The following is a 15,431-nucleotide window of genomic DNA, read 5'->3' on the forward strand; positions in this document are numbered from 1 at the left end:
CCCGCTCCCACATTTGGACAGTGTTGCGTTCAGTTAGAAGGTGTAGTCCGCCGTCACGAAGAACGAGCGCGGCTCGCCCAGGATCCATTGCTGGCCGTCGTTGTATTGGCTGACGGCGTAAGTGCGGTCGAACAGGTTATTCAATTGCAGGCCCAATGTCGTGTTGCGCATGGCTTTCCATGAAACGCTGGCGTCGACCACGGTGTAGCTCGGCACTTCGCTGGTGTTGGCGGTGTTGGCGAAACGCGAGTCTACATAACGCACGCCCGCACCGGCACGCACGTCGTCAGTGATGGCCTTGCTCAGCCACAGGTTGGCGGTGCGACGCGGCACGTCGGTGGGGCGGTTGCCGTCGCGGGACACGGACTGGCCGTTGACCACTTCGGAGAAGTCGTCGTACTGCGCCCGCACGATCGCAGCGTTGGCTTGCAGTTGCCAGGCATTGGGCAGTTGCAGGTCGAGGCTGGCTTCCAGGCCGTTGGAGGATTGCTGGCCGACTTGTTCCTTGAGGGTGGTGCCTGGAACGCTCACCAACAGTTTCTTTTTGACGATGTGGTAGGCCGCCAGGGTCCATTCACCACGGGAATCCCAGAACGCCTGCTTGAGGCCGATCTCGGTTTGCTTGGCGGTGGACAGGCCGAACTGCTGCTGGCTCGGGCTCAGGGTGATCAGGCTGCCAACGCCGTCAGTGCTGGTGGCGTATTGGCCGTAGACCGAGGTGTCCGGGGTGATCGCGTAGACCAGGCCGGCTTTCCAGTTGTTGCCGGTAAAGGTTTTGTTGGAGTCGCTGCCATCCACCAGGGAGTCACTGTCGATGTGCAGGTAATCGCGGCGCACGCCGGTGATCAGCGACAGTTTATCGGTCAGTTGCAGGCGGTTTTCGGCGAACGCAGCCAGCTGTTTGGTGGTGCTGACGGACTGCGGAATGAAGGGGCTGGCGCTTTCAAACGGCTGCGGTACCGGGTGGTTGATGTCCACCGGTTGGCCGGCGTTCGTCAGGTCATCGAACGGCGAGTTGCTGGCCAGGCGGAAGCGAATGCGGTTGTACTCCACCCCCGTCACCGTCTGGCTGTCGAGGCCGAACAGCGTGTGTTTGAAGGTGAAGGTCTGGCGGTCACCCACCTGTTCCTGGTTGTGCTTGATGCCCAGGTAGCTCTGGCGCACCAGGCCGCCGTCGACGTAGTTGTAGCTCTCGGCGTTCTGCCAGCGCCGCTGGTTTTTCAGGTAGGACAGTTCGTTGGTGGCGGTGACGTTGTCGTTGATCTGCCACTCGCTGGTCAGGCGCGTCCACTGGTCGTTGTAGTGCTGGATATCGTTGCTGACGTTGTAGTTCTTGTCCCGCAGGCCCTTGTGCAACTGGCCGTTGATCAGCGGTGTGCCGTAGTCGTTTTGCGGGGTCTGGTCGCCGTAGTCGGAGGCCAGGGTGAAGCTCAGGTTGTCCGCCGCCTGCCAGCGCAGGGCACCGCTGACGAAGTCGCTGCCGGACTCGCCGCGGTCGATGAAACCGTTGCTGCGCAGGCGGTTGATGTTCAGGCGATAGCTCAGGGTGTCGGTCAGCGAGCCGCCGCTGTCGAGGGCTTGCTGCTGGCGGTCATAAGAACCGTAGCCCAGGCGGATATGGTTTTCGATCTCGCCCTCGAAGGGTTTCTTCGCGATGGTGTTGATCACCGCGCCGGTGGCGCCCTGGCCGTACATCACCGAGGCCGGGCCGCGCAGTACGTCCACCCGCTCAACGGACCAGGTGTCCACCGGGAAGGTGGAAGTGCCCGCGCCATCGAACATGCGCGCGCCGTCGTACAACTGCAGCACCGAGCTCTGGCCGGTGAACCCGCGTGCCGACAACGAGGTACCACCGTCGCCCGGCGTGCCGGTGCGGCTGATGCCGGTGGCCCGGGAAATCGCGTCCTGCACCGTGGCATCGCCCCGTGCGCGAATCTGCTCGCCGGTCTGGCTTTCAACGCTGCCCGGGGTTTGCAGGGCCGTGAGGTTCAGGCGTGAACCTGCCGTGGTCGGGGTGTTCAGGTCGACGCGCTCGTCGTCGACGGCGGGGGCGGAGACGGCACTGGCGGGAAGCGTCAGGGCCTGGGCAGTGTTTTGCAGGGCGAGCAGGCACAGGCCGGACGCAAGGTACTTGTTCATCGGACGATAAATCGCTTCTTCGAGACGGTACTCGCCGCAGGGCGCGGCGAGTGGGAGAACACATTAAGTGTTACAACATAACACTTTGTGCGGCGTGGGCGAAAGCCCGCGTAAGACTACATAACGCCTCTAGGTAGGGCATCTCGTCTGTTTCACGCTGAACCTGAGGCAGATTCACGTTGGCCAAACCACCGTGAAAGCACCAGGCGATCCAGTGCCCAGACCACGATCAGCGAGGCGCCCACCAGCGGAAAGACAATCGCCAGCCCGAGCATGATCACCATCGCGGTTTTCCATTTCGGCAGGTCATGGCGCAACGGTGGAACCCCCAGGCTGCCCTGTGGCCGACGCTTCCACCAGATCACCACACCGCTGACGGCGCTGAGCAGGATCATCAGGCAAATCAGCAGCACGATGATCTGATTGACCACGCCAAACATCTTGCCTTCGTGCAGCATCACGCCCGATTCGGTAACCCGCGCCACGCTGTTGTAGTGCTCCCAGCGCACATCGGCCAGGACCTTGCCGGAGTATTGGTCCACATGCAGGGTGGCGTCATTGCGCGGGTCGTTGGCGAACACCGCGAGGGTGAACACGCCTTCGGCAGTGGTGGGGAAGGTGATGCTGTAGCCGGGCTCGACCTTGCGTGAGTTGGCGAGGTCGACCACCTGTTGCAGGCGGATGACCGGGGCGGCGGGGCCATGGCTCATGCCGGCGTGGTTCATGTGCTCGGCATGCTCGCCAGACATCGGCATCGGCGTGTTTTCCATGGCCCACGGCACGGTTTGTTGGCTCGCGGTGTTGAGGCTGCGGGCCTGCTGGTCGGACTGCGGCACGTTGTTCCACATGGCCGCCGGGAATTTATTCCACAGCTCGGCGTATTGCTTGCCCCAGAAGCCGGTCCAGGTCATGCCGCTGAGGAGCATCACCAGCAGGAACGCCGCGCCCCAGAAACCGGCGACCGCGTGCAGATCGCGCCAGAACAAGCGACCGCGGCTGCCCAGCCGCGGCCACAGAATGCCCGCCGCCGACTTGCCTCGCGGCCACCACAGATACGCGCCCGAAATCACCAGCATCACGCCCCAGCCGGCGGCCAGTTCCACCAGGCGATCACCGACGGTGCCGATCATCAACTCGCCATGCAGCGCGCGGGCGATGGCTTGCAGGTTGTACTTGGCGTCCTGTTCGCCGAGCACGGTGCCGCGATACGGGTCGACGAATACAGTCACTTCGCGCCCGTCGTTGTGCATCACGAATTGCGCGCTGCTGGTGGCGTCGGCAGGTGGCAGGTACTTGCTGATCTTGCCTTGTGGATAGGCAGCCTGGGCACGTTGCAGTTGCTCGTCGGCACTCAGCGCGTGTTCGGCGCTTTGCACGGTCAGCAGGTTGCCGTACATCAGCGGGTCGAGTTGGGGTTTGAACAGGTAGATGATGCCGGTCAGGGCCAGCAGCACCATGAACGGCGCGACAAACAGCCCGGCGTAGAAATGCCAGCGCCAGGCCAGGTTGTAGAAGGAAATCTTCGGTGGGTTCATCAGGGTGCTCCGCAAAGGCTTGGATTTTTTGTGTTATCGAGGACGCCATCGCGGGCAAGCCCGCTCCCACAAGGGAATGCATTGCAACTGTGGGAGCGGGCTTGCCTGCGATGCGCTTAGAAGCTCATGTCCACCTTGGTCCAGAGCGTGCGCCCCGGTTCCTTGATGGCTTGCGGGTCATTGGCCGGGTAGCCGAACCCGGCGTTGCCGGCCAGGTTCAAGTGCTCGGCGTACGCCTTGCCGAACAGGTTGTCGACGCCGGTGCTGACCTTAAAATTCTTGTTGATGCGATACGCCGCGTTCAGCGAGAACACGCCAAACCCCGAGCTTTTGTCGAAGTCCTTGCCCACCACGTTGCCCTTGTTCTGGTCGATGCGGTTTTGCGCCGCGACCACCCGCCACAAGGCGCCGGCGCTCCAGTCGTCCTGGCTGTAGGTGAGCCCGAAGCGCGCATCCAGCGGCGGGATCTGCGGCAGCGGTTTGCCGTCGCTGGTGTTCTTGCCCCAGGCGTAGGCGAAGGTGGCATCGGCCTTCCAGTTGGCGGTCAGCTTGTAGGCTGCGCCCAATTCACCGCCCATGATTCGCGCGTCCACATTGCGCGCCTGGGAGGTGGTGCCCATCATTCCCGGCTGGTAGTCGAACAGGATGAAATCACGCACCTGGCCGACGTAGCCCGAGGCCCAGGCATCGAGATCGGCGGATTTGTATTGCAGGCCAAAATCCAGCTGGGTGGTTTTTTCAGGCTTCACACCGTCGAAGGCATTCACGGTACCGACCGACCCGGTGTCGGGAGAAAACAGCTCCCAGTAATCAGGGAAACGCTCCGAATGCCCAAGTCCTGCGTACAGGGTGGCAGGGCTGTCCGCCAGATCGTGCTCGTAGCGCACAAAGCCCGACGGCAGCGTATCGGCGCGGGTTTTACCGGCGGTGGGGTTGGGGCTGCTCATCATCCCGGAGCTGATGGTTTGCCGGAAATCCTTGGCCGAGGCGCGGTCGACGCGGGCGCCGGTGATCAGGCGGTCGCGGTCGGCGGCGTACCAGGTCAGTTCGCCGAACACCCCGTAGTTGTGGAAGTTGGCGTCCTTGCTGCGGGGCAGGTCCTTGTAGGTGTCGACGCCCATGGCGCTGCGTTCGCGGTGTTCGTTGGTTTGTGCATCAATGCCGCTGATCAACTGCACATCGGCCCAGCGCCAGGTGGCCTTGATACGGGCGCCGAGGGTGCGGCGGTCGACGTTGGCCGCCATGGGCCCGGCCATCATCCCGGTGCCCGACGGGACGCGCAGGGTGTAGTTGTCCATCACGTGGTCGGCGTAGTTGTAGTAGACCTGCGCTTCGACCTTATCCAGCACCTCGCCGATGTTCGATTTCTCGAAGCGCAATCCGAGGCTCTCGCGCAAAAACTGCGAACCGTCCATGCCACGCCCGGCGTAGCGGGCTTCGCCATCGCCACGGCCGGCGGTGAGTTCCAGCAGGGTGTCGGCGTCCGGGGTCCAGCCCACGGCCACGTCGCCGTTCCACTTGTCGTAGCGCGAGGCGACGGTGTCGTTGTTGCCGTCCTTGTAGTCATCGGCGTGGGCCTGGTTGCCGATCACCCGCACATAACCCAGCGGCCCGCCGGCTGCTGCGTCGACGACTTTGTCGAAACGCCCGTTGGAGCCCGCCAGGATGCTGGCGTTGACCCGCGTGCCCAGCTCGCCGAATTGCTCAGGCTCGCGCTCGAACAGGACCGTGCCGGCTGAAGCGCCCGGACCCCAGAGCACGGTTTGCGGGCCTTTGATCACGGTGAGCTTGTCGTAGGTTTCCGGTGAGATATAGGAGGTGGGCGCATCCATCCGGCCGGGGCAGGCGCCGAGCATCATGCTGCCGTTGGTGAGGATGTTCAGACGTGAGCCGAACATGCCCCGCAGCACCGGGTCGCCGTTGGTGCCGCCGTTGCGCACCAGGGCGAAGCCGGGGATGGTCTTGAGGTAGTCGCCGCCATCGCTGGCGGGCACCGGTTGGCGCGGGTCTTTCGGGTTGGTGACGACGGTCAGTGGTGAGCTTGGGGCAATGGCGGTGATCACCGTCGGGCTCAGTTCGTTCTGGTCGGCAGGCTCGTCGGCGTGGACCTGAGGAACCAGCAGCGCGCCACACAGAACGGCGAAAACGGGAGTACATCCCAAACGGGTGTCAGCAGAAAACCTGGACATGAAAAATTCCATCATTCATTCGTAAACAACACGGCCAGCAGCCTGCGGCTGTCTGTCTAAAGTCGGCCGGGGTGAAGTAACGGTGTGAGGTGCTTACGCGATGATGGGCGGGGCGCGGCTGCGGGCGCCGGGGAACACGGTTTGCCGGGCATGGCCCAGGCGTGGGGCGGGGGTCAGGGCGTTGGCGGGCGGCGGGCTGCCGAGGGTGACAAACGACACGCTGCCAGGCAGCGCCGGGCAACTGAAGAGCAGGCTGCAATAGCCGCACTTTTCCCAGAGCACGTGGTGTTCGTCGGGTGCTTTGTGGTGATCGGTCGCAGGCTTGGCGTCGCCATGGCAGCTCGGCGCGTCCATGGACATTTCCATCGACATGCCGGCGTGATGATCCATCGGCATCGCTTGGGAAATCAGCGGACCGATAAAGATCATCAGCATGGCGAACAGGCTGATCCAGCTGCCGCGCATAAGGCCTACAGGCTTACGGCGGTGCGGGGACAACCTGGCGCGTGGGGCGCCCATCAAGGTTTATCTATTGGGCGTGCATGTGTTCGTGGCTGGCCATGGGCGGCTGCTTCTGCACTGACACTTCCACCTTCACTGGCCCGGCCTTTTCAAAGTTCAGGGTCAGCGGGAAATGCTGGCCGTCGCGCAAAACGCTGCGGTCCTTCAGGTCCAGCAGCATCACGTGGTAGGCCATGGGCGCGAACGCCAGGTCACCTTTGGCCGGCACCGCGACGCTGGTCACTTGCTGCATCTTCATCAGATCGCCCTGCATCACATGCTCATGCAGTTCGGCCTTGGCGGCCACGGGCGTGTCGACGCTGAGCAAGCGATCCGCATGCTCGCCCTGGTTATGAATCACGAAATACGCCGCGACGGTCGGCGCATTGGGCGGCAGTTCCTGGGACCAGGGTTCGCTGACCACCAGTTCGCCGACCTTGAAGTCTTCGGCATTGGCAGCAGCACACACCGGCAGCAACAACGCAGCCAGAAGCAGGGAAGATTTGAGCATGGCAGTTCTCCAGAACGGTTCTAAACGCAGTTCACTTGCGAAGAAATCAGACCGTTGGAGAGGCGCGGGGGTTAAGGCTCGGCCATTGCTGGCGCGGGGTGGGGGATTGCAATGACGGCGGCGGCAGGTCTTGCACCGCGTCGAATCTTGCGAAATACAGTGTTGGTGAATGCCCCGGCAGCGCCACTAATGGCGCCGAGCCCGAGCAGCACCAGCAATGCTGCATGGTGGAGTGATCGTCCTGCTGCGGCGCCGGAATCTCCAGCTTGCCCAGGGCAATGGCCGTCAGCTTGTTGGCATTGGAGGAGCAGAAACTGCCCCACAGCAGTTGCTTGACCGGGTCATCCGCCTGCTGCATCGCACCCGCCAGCGGCATGGCAAACGCATTGAACAGCACTGCAAGGCAGGCTATCCAGGCAATTGCAAAGCGTTGACGGGCCATGGCGGACAATCCGTAGGGTTAAGCGATCAGGTGGGTATTTAGCCTGATCGGGGAGGATAAGTAAAAAGGGGCGGTGTGGTTTGGTGTCGCAGTGCTGGGTTTGAGGATAGACGGGAATCAAGGATTTCCATTTTTTTCAAATGGGCCGCGATGTTTAGTGCGACAGCTGAATGCTGTGGGAGCTGGCTTGCCTGCGATACAGGCGACTCGGTCTTCCTGCTGGAACGAGGTGATGCTATCGCAGGCAAGCCAGCTCCCACAGTTTGGATTGTGTTCGATTCGAATGTGGAGGCCCTCCACAGAAATTTCCGACAGTGATTGGCGGTTGTCCTTGGGAAACTCAATCTCTAGTCTCCGAACACCACTGCAAACTCAGTGGTCGGGCGTCGCGGCCCGGATCCTATAGGCGCTAAGCGCCATCGTCTGCTTTCAGTTGACGCTTTTTTATCGTCTACTGTGCGGCGCTATGGTGGCTGTGCGCGGGATACCTTCGGGTATGCCGGGTTGCCTAGGGACCGGTCCGCGAACCTGCGCACAGCTGCCACCTTCCATCGCGTCGCGGCGATCAGTGGCAGCTCCACATCCCTTAGGAGCTTCACAATGATTAAACCTACCCCCAATCCCCCCTTTCGGCTGTTCACCGTAGCCGACGGAATCAGCACCGAAGACCTGTTGGTCAACCTCATTGAAACACTCGCCTCGGCCAATGCGCTGAGTTGCGACTTGGCGTTTAGCCTGGAAGGATCGAAGCGAGAGGAGTTGTTGGGCGTCGCTCAGTTGATCGAGCTGGCGGAGTTACTGGCTGATCGGGTGCACGAAGGTGGCGGAAAACGCATTTAACACTTCGATGATCGATCGTTCCTGCGCTGATGTGTGGGAATGATCCCGTGAGACGCCATTAAACGTCCCAGCTTGCTTCCCGTATGTGATTGAAGTTCACGACATCTACGCTGTGCTGATGAGCAAATCCAGCGACTCTTAGGTCATCTGTCAAAACTAGATAATTATCTTTGGCTGCACAGATAATACCGACGTCGGTAAGTCCGTAGGGCGACAGCTCATAATCGCAACTTATATCAAGAGCAGGGCAGTGAATCTCAATGACTGTCGATAATGATTTTTTTAATGTTGCGTAGAAGTCGTGTAGCTTGCTCCCATAAAGCCCGTTTGTAAGGTTGCTGACTTCCGCAAGTATATGAGGAGTTGAAATAAGCTTTTCGAATTGATCAATCACGTTAAGCAGAAGTTTGTAATCTTTGGCGGTGTACCCGCTTGTTCTTTTGAAGCCTGCAATACTGGGTGTGCCTCCGATCAGTGCCAAGAGCAGAAGGTTGGTGTCGACTATGATTCCTTTTCTTCGATATTGCCGGATATATATTTCGATCATACTTCGCGGATCTTCATGGAGCGGAACTCGCCAGTCTCCGAGTCAATGAAGAATGTTTTATATTTTCTTGCGTACATTTGTCCCGCTAAAGATGCGCCTAATCGTTGATATTTATCAGGGGCTGGAACATTGAAGCCAAGTGTTATTGCCCACGTTTTGTCGCCTGGGTTTAACTCGACTTCCTCAAGCATCAAGTCCTGAAGCACTGTTTCCTGGCCGAGAAAGTCATTGGCTGCTGCCTTGGCAACTTGCACGGCTTCTTTGACGTCTATCATGTCAGCTCCTGAATAGAATTGAGTCTGGCTTGAACTGTTTCTGGAGTGTAGCACTTCATGTTGTGGATTCATCGCCGTCCCTTTAGTCACAAATAGAGTTGATAGAGGTGGGCGATGATCCTGATCTATCGAATGAAATCTGCCAATAACTCGATTGTTTCTGCGGGCGACAAAAGCTCCTGATCCACCGCCACCAACACCGGCCGCCTCAACACCAACACCGGCACCCCCCGCTCCCGTGCCACTTCCAGCTTCGGCTCGGTAGCCGTGCTGCCGCTGTTCTTGCTGATCAGCACATCAATCTGCCGCCGCTCAAACAGCGCCCGTTCATCCTCGATCAAAAACGGCCCACGGGCGCCAATCACTTCGCAGCGTTCATTGCCGGGGTACACATCCAGTGCGCGCAGTGTCCAGAACTGCTCGGCGGGGATTTCGTCGAGGTGTTGTAACGGTTCACGGCCCAGCGTGAACAGTGGTCGCTTGAAGGGTTTCAGGGCTTCAATCAACTCCGCCCAGTCACCGACTTCGCGCCAGTCATCATCCGCCTGTGGCTGCCACGCCGGGCGGCGCAGGGCCCAGCAGGGAATGCCACACACACCCGCAGCACGGGCGGCATTGGCGCTGATCTGTGCGGCATACGGATGGGTCGCGTCCAGCACCAGCTCGATACCTTCATCGCGAATGAACTGCGCCAAACCTTCCGCGCCGCCATAGCCACCGACGCGCACCTGGCACGTAAGGTCGGTGGGAACGCGGCCAACACCCGCCAGGCTGTAGATATGTTCGGGCCCCAGTGTGCGGGCGATGGCCAGGGCTTCCGTCACGCCGCCCAACAGCAGGATGCGTTTCATAGCGGCTTGATCACTTCCAGCAGGGTGATCGGCAGCGCCTGGCGCCAGGTATCAAAGCCCCCCAGTGGCTGGGCCTGGGCCACATGAATGCGGGTCAGCTCGCCGCCGTGTTGTTCGCGCCAGGCCATCAGGGTCATTTCACTTTGCAGGGTCACGGCGTTGGCCACCAGCCGGCCGCCCGGGCGCAGGTGTTGCCAGCAAGTGTCGAGCACGCCGTCGCGGGTGACGCCGCCGCCGATGAAGATGGCGTCGGGCGCTTCCAGGCCAGCGAGTGCGTGGGGCGCGGTGCCGCGAATCAACTGCAGGCCTGGGGCGCCGAGTGCATCACGGTTATGTTCGATCAACAGTTGCCGGCCTTCGTCGGCCTCGATGGCCAGGGCGCGGCAACTGGGGTGGGCGCGCATCCATTCGATCCCGATGGAGCCGCTGCCCGCGCCCACGTCCCACAGCAGTTCACCGGGCATCGGCGCGAGGCGGGCGAGGGTCATGGCGCGCACGTCGCGCTTGGTCAGTTGGCCGTCGTGCCTGAAGGCCGAGTCCGGCAGCCCTGCCAGGCGTGACAGGCGCGCTGTGTTGGCGTCGGCCACGCAGTCGATGGCCAGCAGATTCAACGCGGCAATCGGTTCGCCAGGCCAATCCCGGGCGATGCCGTCGATGCGCCGCTCATCCGGCCCGCCGAGGTGTTCAAACACACTCAGGCGACTTGCGCCAAACCCGCGCTCGGCCAATTGTGTGGCAATCGCCGCCGGGCTCTGGCCGTCATTGCTCAGCACCAGCAAACGCACGCCGCTGGCCAGATGCGCATTCAGCGCCGCCATCGGCCGGGCAACCACCGACAGCGTCACTACCTCTTGCAACGGCCAGCCCAGACGCGCCGCCGCCAGGGACACGGAAGAGGGCGCCGGCAGAATCAGCAGCTCATCGGCCGGCACCTGCCGCGCCAGGCTCGCACCCACGCCATAGAACATCGGGTCGCCGCTGGCCAGCACGCACACCGCTTCACCACGCCTGGCCAGCACCGGCTCCAGGGAAAACGGGCTGGGCCACACCTGGCGTTCGCCACGGATGCACACCGGCAACAAGTCCAGCTGGCGTTGCCCGCCAATAATGCGCGAGGCGCGCAACAGGGCGTGCCGGGCGTTTCTGCCCAGGCCCTTGAAGCCGTCTTCACCGATGCCTACTACCGTCAGCCAGGGCGACATATGAATTCCTTGAACGACATCCGACGGGCAGGCTTTTCATGCCGCCGGACAAAGCAGGCATAATACCGCGCCTTTACCCGTGAACCGGTAGCCCCGTGAAACCAATACCACCGTCCAATACCTTGCGCCCCTCGGCCTGTCCGGGGTTGCTGCGTATTGTCCAGGCGTTGGATGGCGGGATTTGCCGGATCAAACTGGCGGGCGGTTCGATCCGCGCCGAGCAGGCGTTTGCCGTGGCCGACGCCGCCCAGGCCCATGCCGGCGGGGTGATCGAGGCGACCAACCGCGCCAACCTGCAGATTCGCGGGATCGGCGCCGAACAGGATGCATTGATCGCCGCCTTGCTGGCCGCCGACCTGGGCCCCAAGCGTGCCGCCGGTGATGATGTGCGCAACCTGATGCTGAGCCCCAGTGCCGGCATTGACCGCGAGATGCTGTTCGATACCCGACCGTTGGCCGACCAGATCCTCACCACCCTGGAAACCCACCCGCGTTTCCATGAGCTGTCGGCCAAGTTCGCCGTGCAACTGGACGGCGGTGAAGCCCTGGCCATGCTCGAGCATCATCACGACCTGTGGCTGTCAGCCTTCGATGCCAATGGCAACACGCTGTTGGCATTCGGCCTGGCAGGCTGCCCGGCGCGGGATGCGCCCTTGGCGGCGGTACCTTCGGCGCAAGGGCATGCACTGGTGGTGGCGGTGCTGGAACGGTTCCTTGAACTGGCCCGGCCTGATCAGACCCGTATGCGCCATCTGCTGGCTGAAACCGCTGTGGATAACTTTTTGCGGCAGCTGAATATGCCATTGCAGCCGGTTGATGGCTTTTCAAGGCACTCCAACTCCGCGTCGCTGCACCTGGGAAGTTATCCACAGCGCCAAAAAAACCAGGTCTACGTCGCCGCCGTCGCACCCTTGGGCCGCCTGGGTTCGGCGATGCTCAGGGGCGCTGCGCAACTGGCCGTCGACCATGGCGACGCCACCTTGCGTGTCACGCCATGGCAAGGCCTGCTGCTGCCCAATATCCAGGATGCGGCGGCTGTCACCGAACGCCTCGAACAGCTTGGCTTTTTGTGTTCGGTGGACCAACCCCTCGCACGGATGATCGCCTGCACCGGCGCCGGCGGTTGCGCCAAAGGCCTGTCCGACACCAAGGCCGACGCCGTGCAACTGGCCGCGCTAGCGCCCGGCCACAGCGTGCACCTGTCCGGCTGCCCGCGTTCCTGCGCGGCCGCACACACCGCGCCGGTCACCCTGCTGGCGGTAAGTCCCGGCCACTACGACCTCTATTTTCGCGACGCAGGCCTGCCCGGTTTCGGCCGCCTGCACGCGCGCACTCTTTCTATTGAAGCGGCGGGCGCCTTGTTGCGCGCTCACCCACGGAGCAACACCGATGATTGATTACATCCGCGACGGTCAGGAGATCTATCGCAACTCCTTCGCGATCATTCGCGCAGAAGCCCGGCTTGATCGCATCCCTGCCGACCTGGAAAAACTCGCGGTGCGGGTGATTCATGCCTGCGGCATGGTCGACGCCATCGACGGCCTGCAATTTTCCGAAGGTGCCGGCAAGGCCGGGCGCGAAGCCCTGGCCGCTGGCGCGCCGATCCTGTGTGATGCGCGGATGGTCTCCGAAGGCGTGACCCGTACGCGCCTGCCGGCCAACAATCAGGTGATCTGCACCCTGCGCGACGACAGCGTGCCGGAGTTGGCCCGTGAGCTGGGCAACACCCGTTCCGCCGCCGCCCTGGAGCTGTGGCGCCCGCACCTGGAAGGCAGTGTGGTGGTGATCGGCAATGCGCCGACAGCTCTGTTTTACCTGCTGGAAATGCTCGACGCCGGCGCGCCAAAACCTGCACTGATCCTCGGGTTCCCGGTGGGTTTTGTCGGCGCCGCCGAATCCAAGGCGATGCTGGCGGCAGACAGCCGCGGCGTACCGTTTGTGATCATGCAGGGCCGCCTCGGCGGCAGTGCGATGGCCGCCGCCGCGGTCAACGCCTTGGCCACGGAGGTCGAATAATGCCGGCACGCGGACGTTTGATTGGCCTGGGCGTAGGCCCCGGCGATCCGGAACTGATTACCCTCAAAGCCCTGCGCCTGCTGCGCGAATCGCCGGTGGTGGCGTACTTCGTGGCCAAGGGCAAGAAGGGCAACGCCTTCGGCATCATCGAAGACCATTTGGTGCCCCAGCAAACCCTGATGCCGCTGGTGTACCCGGTGACCACTGAAGTGTTGCCGGCGCCGCTGTCCTACGAGCAAGTGATCAGCGATTTCTATGACACCGCCAGTGTCGACGTTGCGGCACATCTGGACGCGGGGCGCGATGTGGCGGTGATCTGTGAAGGCGACCCGTTCTTCTACGGCTCCTACATGTATTTGCACGACCGCCTGGCCGAGCGCTACGAAGCCCAGGTGATCCCGGGTGTGTGCTCGATGCTCGGTGGCGCCTCTGTACTGGGCGCACCGTTGGTGTATCGCAACCAGAGCCTGTCGGTGCTTTCCGGCGTGCTGCCCCATGACGAACTCAAGCGTCGCCTGGCGGATGCCGACGCGGCGGTGATCATGAAGCTGGGGCGCAACTTCACCAAGGTGCGTCAGGTACTGGAAGAATTGGGATTGGCGAGCCGGGCGTTGTACGTCGAGCGCGCGACCATGGCCAATCAGAAAATCGTCGCTCTGGATCAGGTCGATCCGACGTCCTCGCCGTATTTCTCGTTGATCATCGTTCCTGGTGAAAGGTGGCAAGGCTGATGACGGCTCCCGCGATTGTCATCCTGGGGCAGGGCAGCCTCGCCACGGCCCGCGCTATCCAGCAGGTGTATCCCGACGCACTGATTCACGGCCTGGCCGGGCGGGTCGAGGGCGCAGATCAGGCCTATAACGAATTCGGCGCCAGCGTGCGCCAGTTGTATCAACAGGGCACGCCGATCATCGCCCTGTGCGCCGCCGGGATTGTGATCCGCACCCTGGCGCCGCTGTTGCTGGAGAAGGGCGTCGAGCCTGCTGTGCTGGCCGTCGCCGAAGACGGCAGCGCGGTAGTGCCGCTGCTCGGTGGCCTGGGTGGCGTGAACGTGATGGCGCGGGAAATCGCCGCTGCCCTGGACGTTGCCGCCGCGATCACCACCAGTGGCGAGCTGCGTTTTGGTACCTGCCTGCTTAACCCGCCCCATGGTTATCAGCTGGGGGATCTGGAGCTGGGCAAACGCTTTGTCTCGGACTTGCTGGCTGGCGAATCAGTACGCATTGAAGGCGCGGCGCCGTGGCTGGATCAGGCCAACTTGCCCCAGGATCAACAGGCACGCCTGGCGATTCACGTCGGCAGTGCCGAGCGCACACCTGCGGCCAATGAGTTGCTGATTTATCCGAAGACGGTGCTGGTTACCTGCCAGCCGGGGCCGCAACTGGCCGGGCGAATTCGTGCGGCGTTGCAGGATGCCGGGCTCGCCGTGCAGTCCCTGGCTTGCTTGCTGGCGGCTGAAACGGAGATGGCCGATTCGTCATTGCACGAAGCGGCGTTGGAGCTGGGCGTGCCATTGCGCTTCGCCGATCTGGCGCCTCAGGCGGACATCGCGATCACGGTGGCCGAGGCCCCTCTGGACCTGTCCCTGATCGGTCGTCCCCGTGGCCGCCTCGCGGTGATCGGTTTGGGCCCCGGCGCTGCCGAACTGATGGTACCGGCAGTAAAAGCCGAGCTGGCCCGCTGCACCGACGTGCTGGGTTACGAAACCTATGTGCGCATGGCCGGGCCGTTCCGCGCGGACCAGATCCAGCATTGCACCGACAATCGCGAAGAGATGCAGCGCGCGCGTCATGCCTTTGAGCTGGCGGCGCAGGGGCGTTCGGTGGTGGTGGTTTCCTCGGGGGACCCGGGTGTATTCGCCATGGCCGCCGCGGTGATCGAAGCCTTGCACGAGTCCGGCGACCCGGCCTGGCATCAGGTCGACCTGGAGATTTTGCCGGGCGTGTCGGCATCCCTCGCCACGGCGGCCCAGGCAGGTGCACCGCTGGGGCATGACTTCTGTGTGATGTCACTGTCGGACAACCTCAAACCCTGGTCGATCATCGAGAAGCGCCTGGACCTGGCGTCCCAGGCCGACCTGGCGCTGGCGTTCTATAACCCGATCTCCCGTGCGCGGCCCTGGCAGTTGGGACGCGCCCTGGAAATCGTCGCGCAGCACCGCACGCCTGAAACACCGGTGGTATTGGGCCGTGACATCGGTCGCCCGGGCCAGACCCTGCGAGTCACCACCCTGGGGCAACTGACGCCGGAGCAGGTGGACATGCGCACCATGGTGCTGATCGGTTCGTCCACCACCTGCGTCTTTGCGCGGGCAGGTGGTGGCGAGTGGGTCTACACGCCACGTTGGTACGGCGAGAAACCCGCCTCCTGAAAACAACGGCGG

15 protein-coding genes are annotated in these 15,431 nt (G+C 62.6%); 5 read left to right on the forward strand and 10 right to left on the reverse strand.

What is annotated here, in order from left to right; translation table 11 throughout:
- Positions 1 to 33: 33 nt before the first annotated feature.
- From HX807_RS02560 to HX807_RS02585, 6 genes are all read right to left on the reverse strand, one after another.
- Complete coding sequence (locus tag HX807_RS02560) at positions 34 to 2,139, reverse strand: TonB-dependent siderophore receptor (RefSeq protein ID WP_177049150.1); 2,106 nt, start codon at positions 2,137 to 2,139, stop codon at positions 34 to 36.
- Positions 2,140 to 2,291: 152 nt separating this feature from the next.
- Complete coding sequence (locus HX807_RS02565) at positions 2,292 to 3,674, reverse strand: PepSY domain-containing protein (RefSeq protein ID WP_177049152.1); 1,383 nt, start codon at positions 3,672 to 3,674, stop codon at positions 2,292 to 2,294.
- Positions 3,675 to 3,790: 116 nt separating this feature from the next.
- Positions 3,791 to 5,863, reverse strand: coding sequence for a TonB-dependent copper receptor (locus tag HX807_RS02570; RefSeq protein WP_102605730.1), 2,073 nt, complete (start codon positions 5,861 to 5,863; stop codon positions 3,791 to 3,793).
- Between the two features lie 93 nt (positions 5,864 to 5,956).
- Entirely contained in the window at positions 5,957 to 6,328 is a 372-nt protein-coding gene (locus HX807_RS02575; RefSeq protein ID WP_102607479.1) for a DUF2946 domain-containing protein, read from the reverse strand.
- A gap of 64 nt (positions 6,329 to 6,392) precedes the next feature.
- On the reverse strand, positions 6,393 to 6,875 hold the full coding sequence (locus HX807_RS02580; RefSeq protein ID WP_102606170.1) for a copper chaperone PCu(A)C: 483 nt from the start codon (positions 6,873 to 6,875) through the stop codon (positions 6,393 to 6,395).
- Positions 6,876 to 6,921: 46 nt separating this feature from the next.
- Complete coding sequence (locus tag HX807_RS02585; RefSeq protein ID WP_008439034.1) at positions 6,922 to 7,317, reverse strand: DUF2946 domain-containing protein; 396 nt, start codon at positions 7,315 to 7,317, stop codon at positions 6,922 to 6,924.
- A gap of 600 nt (positions 7,318 to 7,917) precedes the next feature.
- Here HX807_RS02585 and HX807_RS02590 point away from each other — a divergent pair.
- Positions 7,918 to 8,157: a DUF6124 family protein gene (locus HX807_RS02590; RefSeq protein ID WP_003217349.1), complete on the forward strand. Its 240-nt coding sequence runs from the start codon at positions 7,918 to 7,920 to the stop codon at positions 8,155 to 8,157.
- A gap of 58 nt (positions 8,158 to 8,215) precedes the next feature.
- Here HX807_RS02590 and HX807_RS02595 read toward each other — a convergent pair whose 3' ends face one another.
- The 4 genes from HX807_RS02595 to cbiE form a co-directional block, all read right to left on the reverse strand.
- A complete protein-coding gene (locus HX807_RS02595) occupies positions 8,216 to 8,704 on the reverse strand; it encodes a PIN domain-containing protein (RefSeq protein ID WP_177049154.1) in 489 nt (162 codons plus the stop codon).
- A complete protein-coding gene (locus HX807_RS02600) occupies positions 8,701 to 8,979 on the reverse strand; it encodes a hypothetical protein (protein WP_003217345.1) in 279 nt (92 codons plus the stop codon). Before HX807_RS02600 ends, HX807_RS02595 begins: the two co-directional genes overlap by 4 nt.
- 125 nt (positions 8,980 to 9,104) lie before the next feature.
- Entirely contained in the window at positions 9,105 to 9,830 is a 726-nt protein-coding gene (locus tag HX807_RS02605; protein WP_008439030.1) for a cobalt-precorrin-6A reductase, read from the reverse strand.
- Positions 9,827 to 11,032, reverse strand: coding sequence for a precorrin-6y C5,15-methyltransferase (decarboxylating) subunit CbiE (gene cbiE, locus HX807_RS02610; RefSeq protein WP_177049156.1), 1,206 nt, complete (start codon positions 11,030 to 11,032; stop codon positions 9,827 to 9,829). The genes HX807_RS02605 and cbiE overlap by 4 nt, the downstream gene beginning before the upstream one ends.
- Positions 11,033 to 11,127: 95 nt before the next feature.
- Here cbiE and cobG point away from each other — a divergent pair, with 95 nt between their 5' ends.
- Genes cobG through cobJ form a run of 4 tightly spaced genes read left to right on the forward strand, consistent with a single transcriptional unit; the run spans position 11,128 to position 15,419 of the window.
- Positions 11,128 to 12,429 carry a precorrin-3B synthase gene (cobG, locus tag HX807_RS02615; RefSeq protein WP_371316443.1) on the forward strand — a complete coding sequence of 434 codons (1,302 nt, stop codon included), beginning with the start codon at positions 11,128 to 11,130 and terminating at the stop codon, positions 12,427 to 12,429.
- Entirely contained in the window at positions 12,422 to 13,048 is a 627-nt protein-coding gene (locus HX807_RS02620) for a precorrin-8X methylmutase (RefSeq protein ID WP_003217338.1), read from the forward strand. The genes cobG and HX807_RS02620 overlap by 8 nt, the downstream gene beginning before the upstream one ends.
- Entirely contained in the window at positions 13,048 to 13,779 is a 732-nt protein-coding gene (locus tag HX807_RS02625; RefSeq protein ID WP_003217336.1) for a precorrin-2 C(20)-methyltransferase, read from the forward strand. The genes HX807_RS02620 and HX807_RS02625 overlap by 1 nt, the downstream gene beginning before the upstream one ends.
- Positions 13,779 to 15,419 carry a precorrin-3B C(17)-methyltransferase gene (gene cobJ, locus HX807_RS02630; protein ID WP_177049159.1) on the forward strand — a complete coding sequence of 547 codons (1,641 nt, stop codon included), beginning with the start codon at positions 13,779 to 13,781 and terminating at the stop codon, positions 15,417 to 15,419. Before HX807_RS02625 ends, cobJ begins: the two co-directional genes overlap by 1 nt.
- Positions 15,420 to 15,431: the final 12 nt, after the last annotated feature.

The sequence above is a fragment of the Pseudomonas sp. D8002 genome, from assembly GCF_013385695.1.
Taxonomy (GTDB): domain Bacteria; phylum Pseudomonadota; class Gammaproteobacteria; order Pseudomonadales; family Pseudomonadaceae; genus Aquipseudomonas.

What these genes read in the sequence shown, in the direction of transcription:
- HX807_RS02595 (WP_177049154.1), bottom strand. Translation starts at nt 8,704, where the DNA reads ATGATCGAAATATATATCCGGCAATATCGAAGAAAAGGAATCATAGTC.
- HX807_RS02575 (WP_102607479.1), bottom strand. Translation starts at nt 6,328, where the DNA reads ATGCGCGGCAGCTGGATCAGCCTGTTCGCCATGCTGATGATCTTTATC.
- HX807_RS02565 (WP_177049152.1), bottom strand. Translation starts at nt 3,674, where the DNA reads ATGAACCCACCGAAGATTTCCTTCTACAACCTGGCCTGGCGCTGGCAT.
- HX807_RS02620 (WP_003217338.1), top strand. Translation starts at nt 12,422, where the DNA reads ATGATTGATTACATCCGCGACGGTCAGGAGATCTATCGCAACTCCTTC.
- HX807_RS02590 (WP_003217349.1), top strand. Translation starts at nt 7,918, where the DNA reads ATGATTAAACCTACCCCCAATCCCCCCTTTCGGCTGTTCACCGTAGCC.
- HX807_RS02625 (WP_003217336.1), top strand. Translation starts at nt 13,048, where the DNA reads ATGCCGGCACGCGGACGTTTGATTGGCCTGGGCGTAGGCCCCGGCGAT.
- cobJ (WP_177049159.1), top strand. Translation starts at nt 13,779, where the DNA reads ATGACGGCTCCCGCGATTGTCATCCTGGGGCAGGGCAGCCTCGCCACG.
- HX807_RS02580 (WP_102606170.1), bottom strand. Translation starts at nt 6,875, where the DNA reads ATGCTCAAATCTTCCCTGCTTCTGGCTGCGTTGTTGCTGCCGGTGTGT.
- HX807_RS02585 (WP_008439034.1), bottom strand. Translation starts at nt 7,317, where the DNA reads ATGGCCCGTCAACGCTTTGCAATTGCCTGGATAGCCTGCCTTGCAGTG.
- HX807_RS02605 (WP_008439030.1), bottom strand. Translation starts at nt 9,830, where the DNA reads ATGAAACGCATCCTGCTGTTGGGCGGCGTGACGGAAGCCCTGGCCATC.
- HX807_RS02570 (WP_102605730.1), bottom strand. Translation starts at nt 5,863, where the DNA reads ATGTCCAGGTTTTCTGCTGACACCCGTTTGGGATGTACTCCCGTTTTC.
- HX807_RS02560 (WP_177049150.1), bottom strand. Translation starts at nt 2,139, where the DNA reads ATGAACAAGTACCTTGCGTCCGGCCTGTGCCTGCTCGCCCTGCAAAAC.
- HX807_RS02600 (WP_003217345.1), bottom strand. Translation starts at nt 8,979, where the DNA reads ATGATAGACGTCAAAGAAGCCGTGCAAGTTGCCAAGGCAGCAGCCAAT.
- cbiE (WP_177049156.1), bottom strand. Translation starts at nt 11,032, where the DNA reads ATGTCGCCCTGGCTGACGGTAGTAGGCATCGGTGAAGACGGCTTCAAG.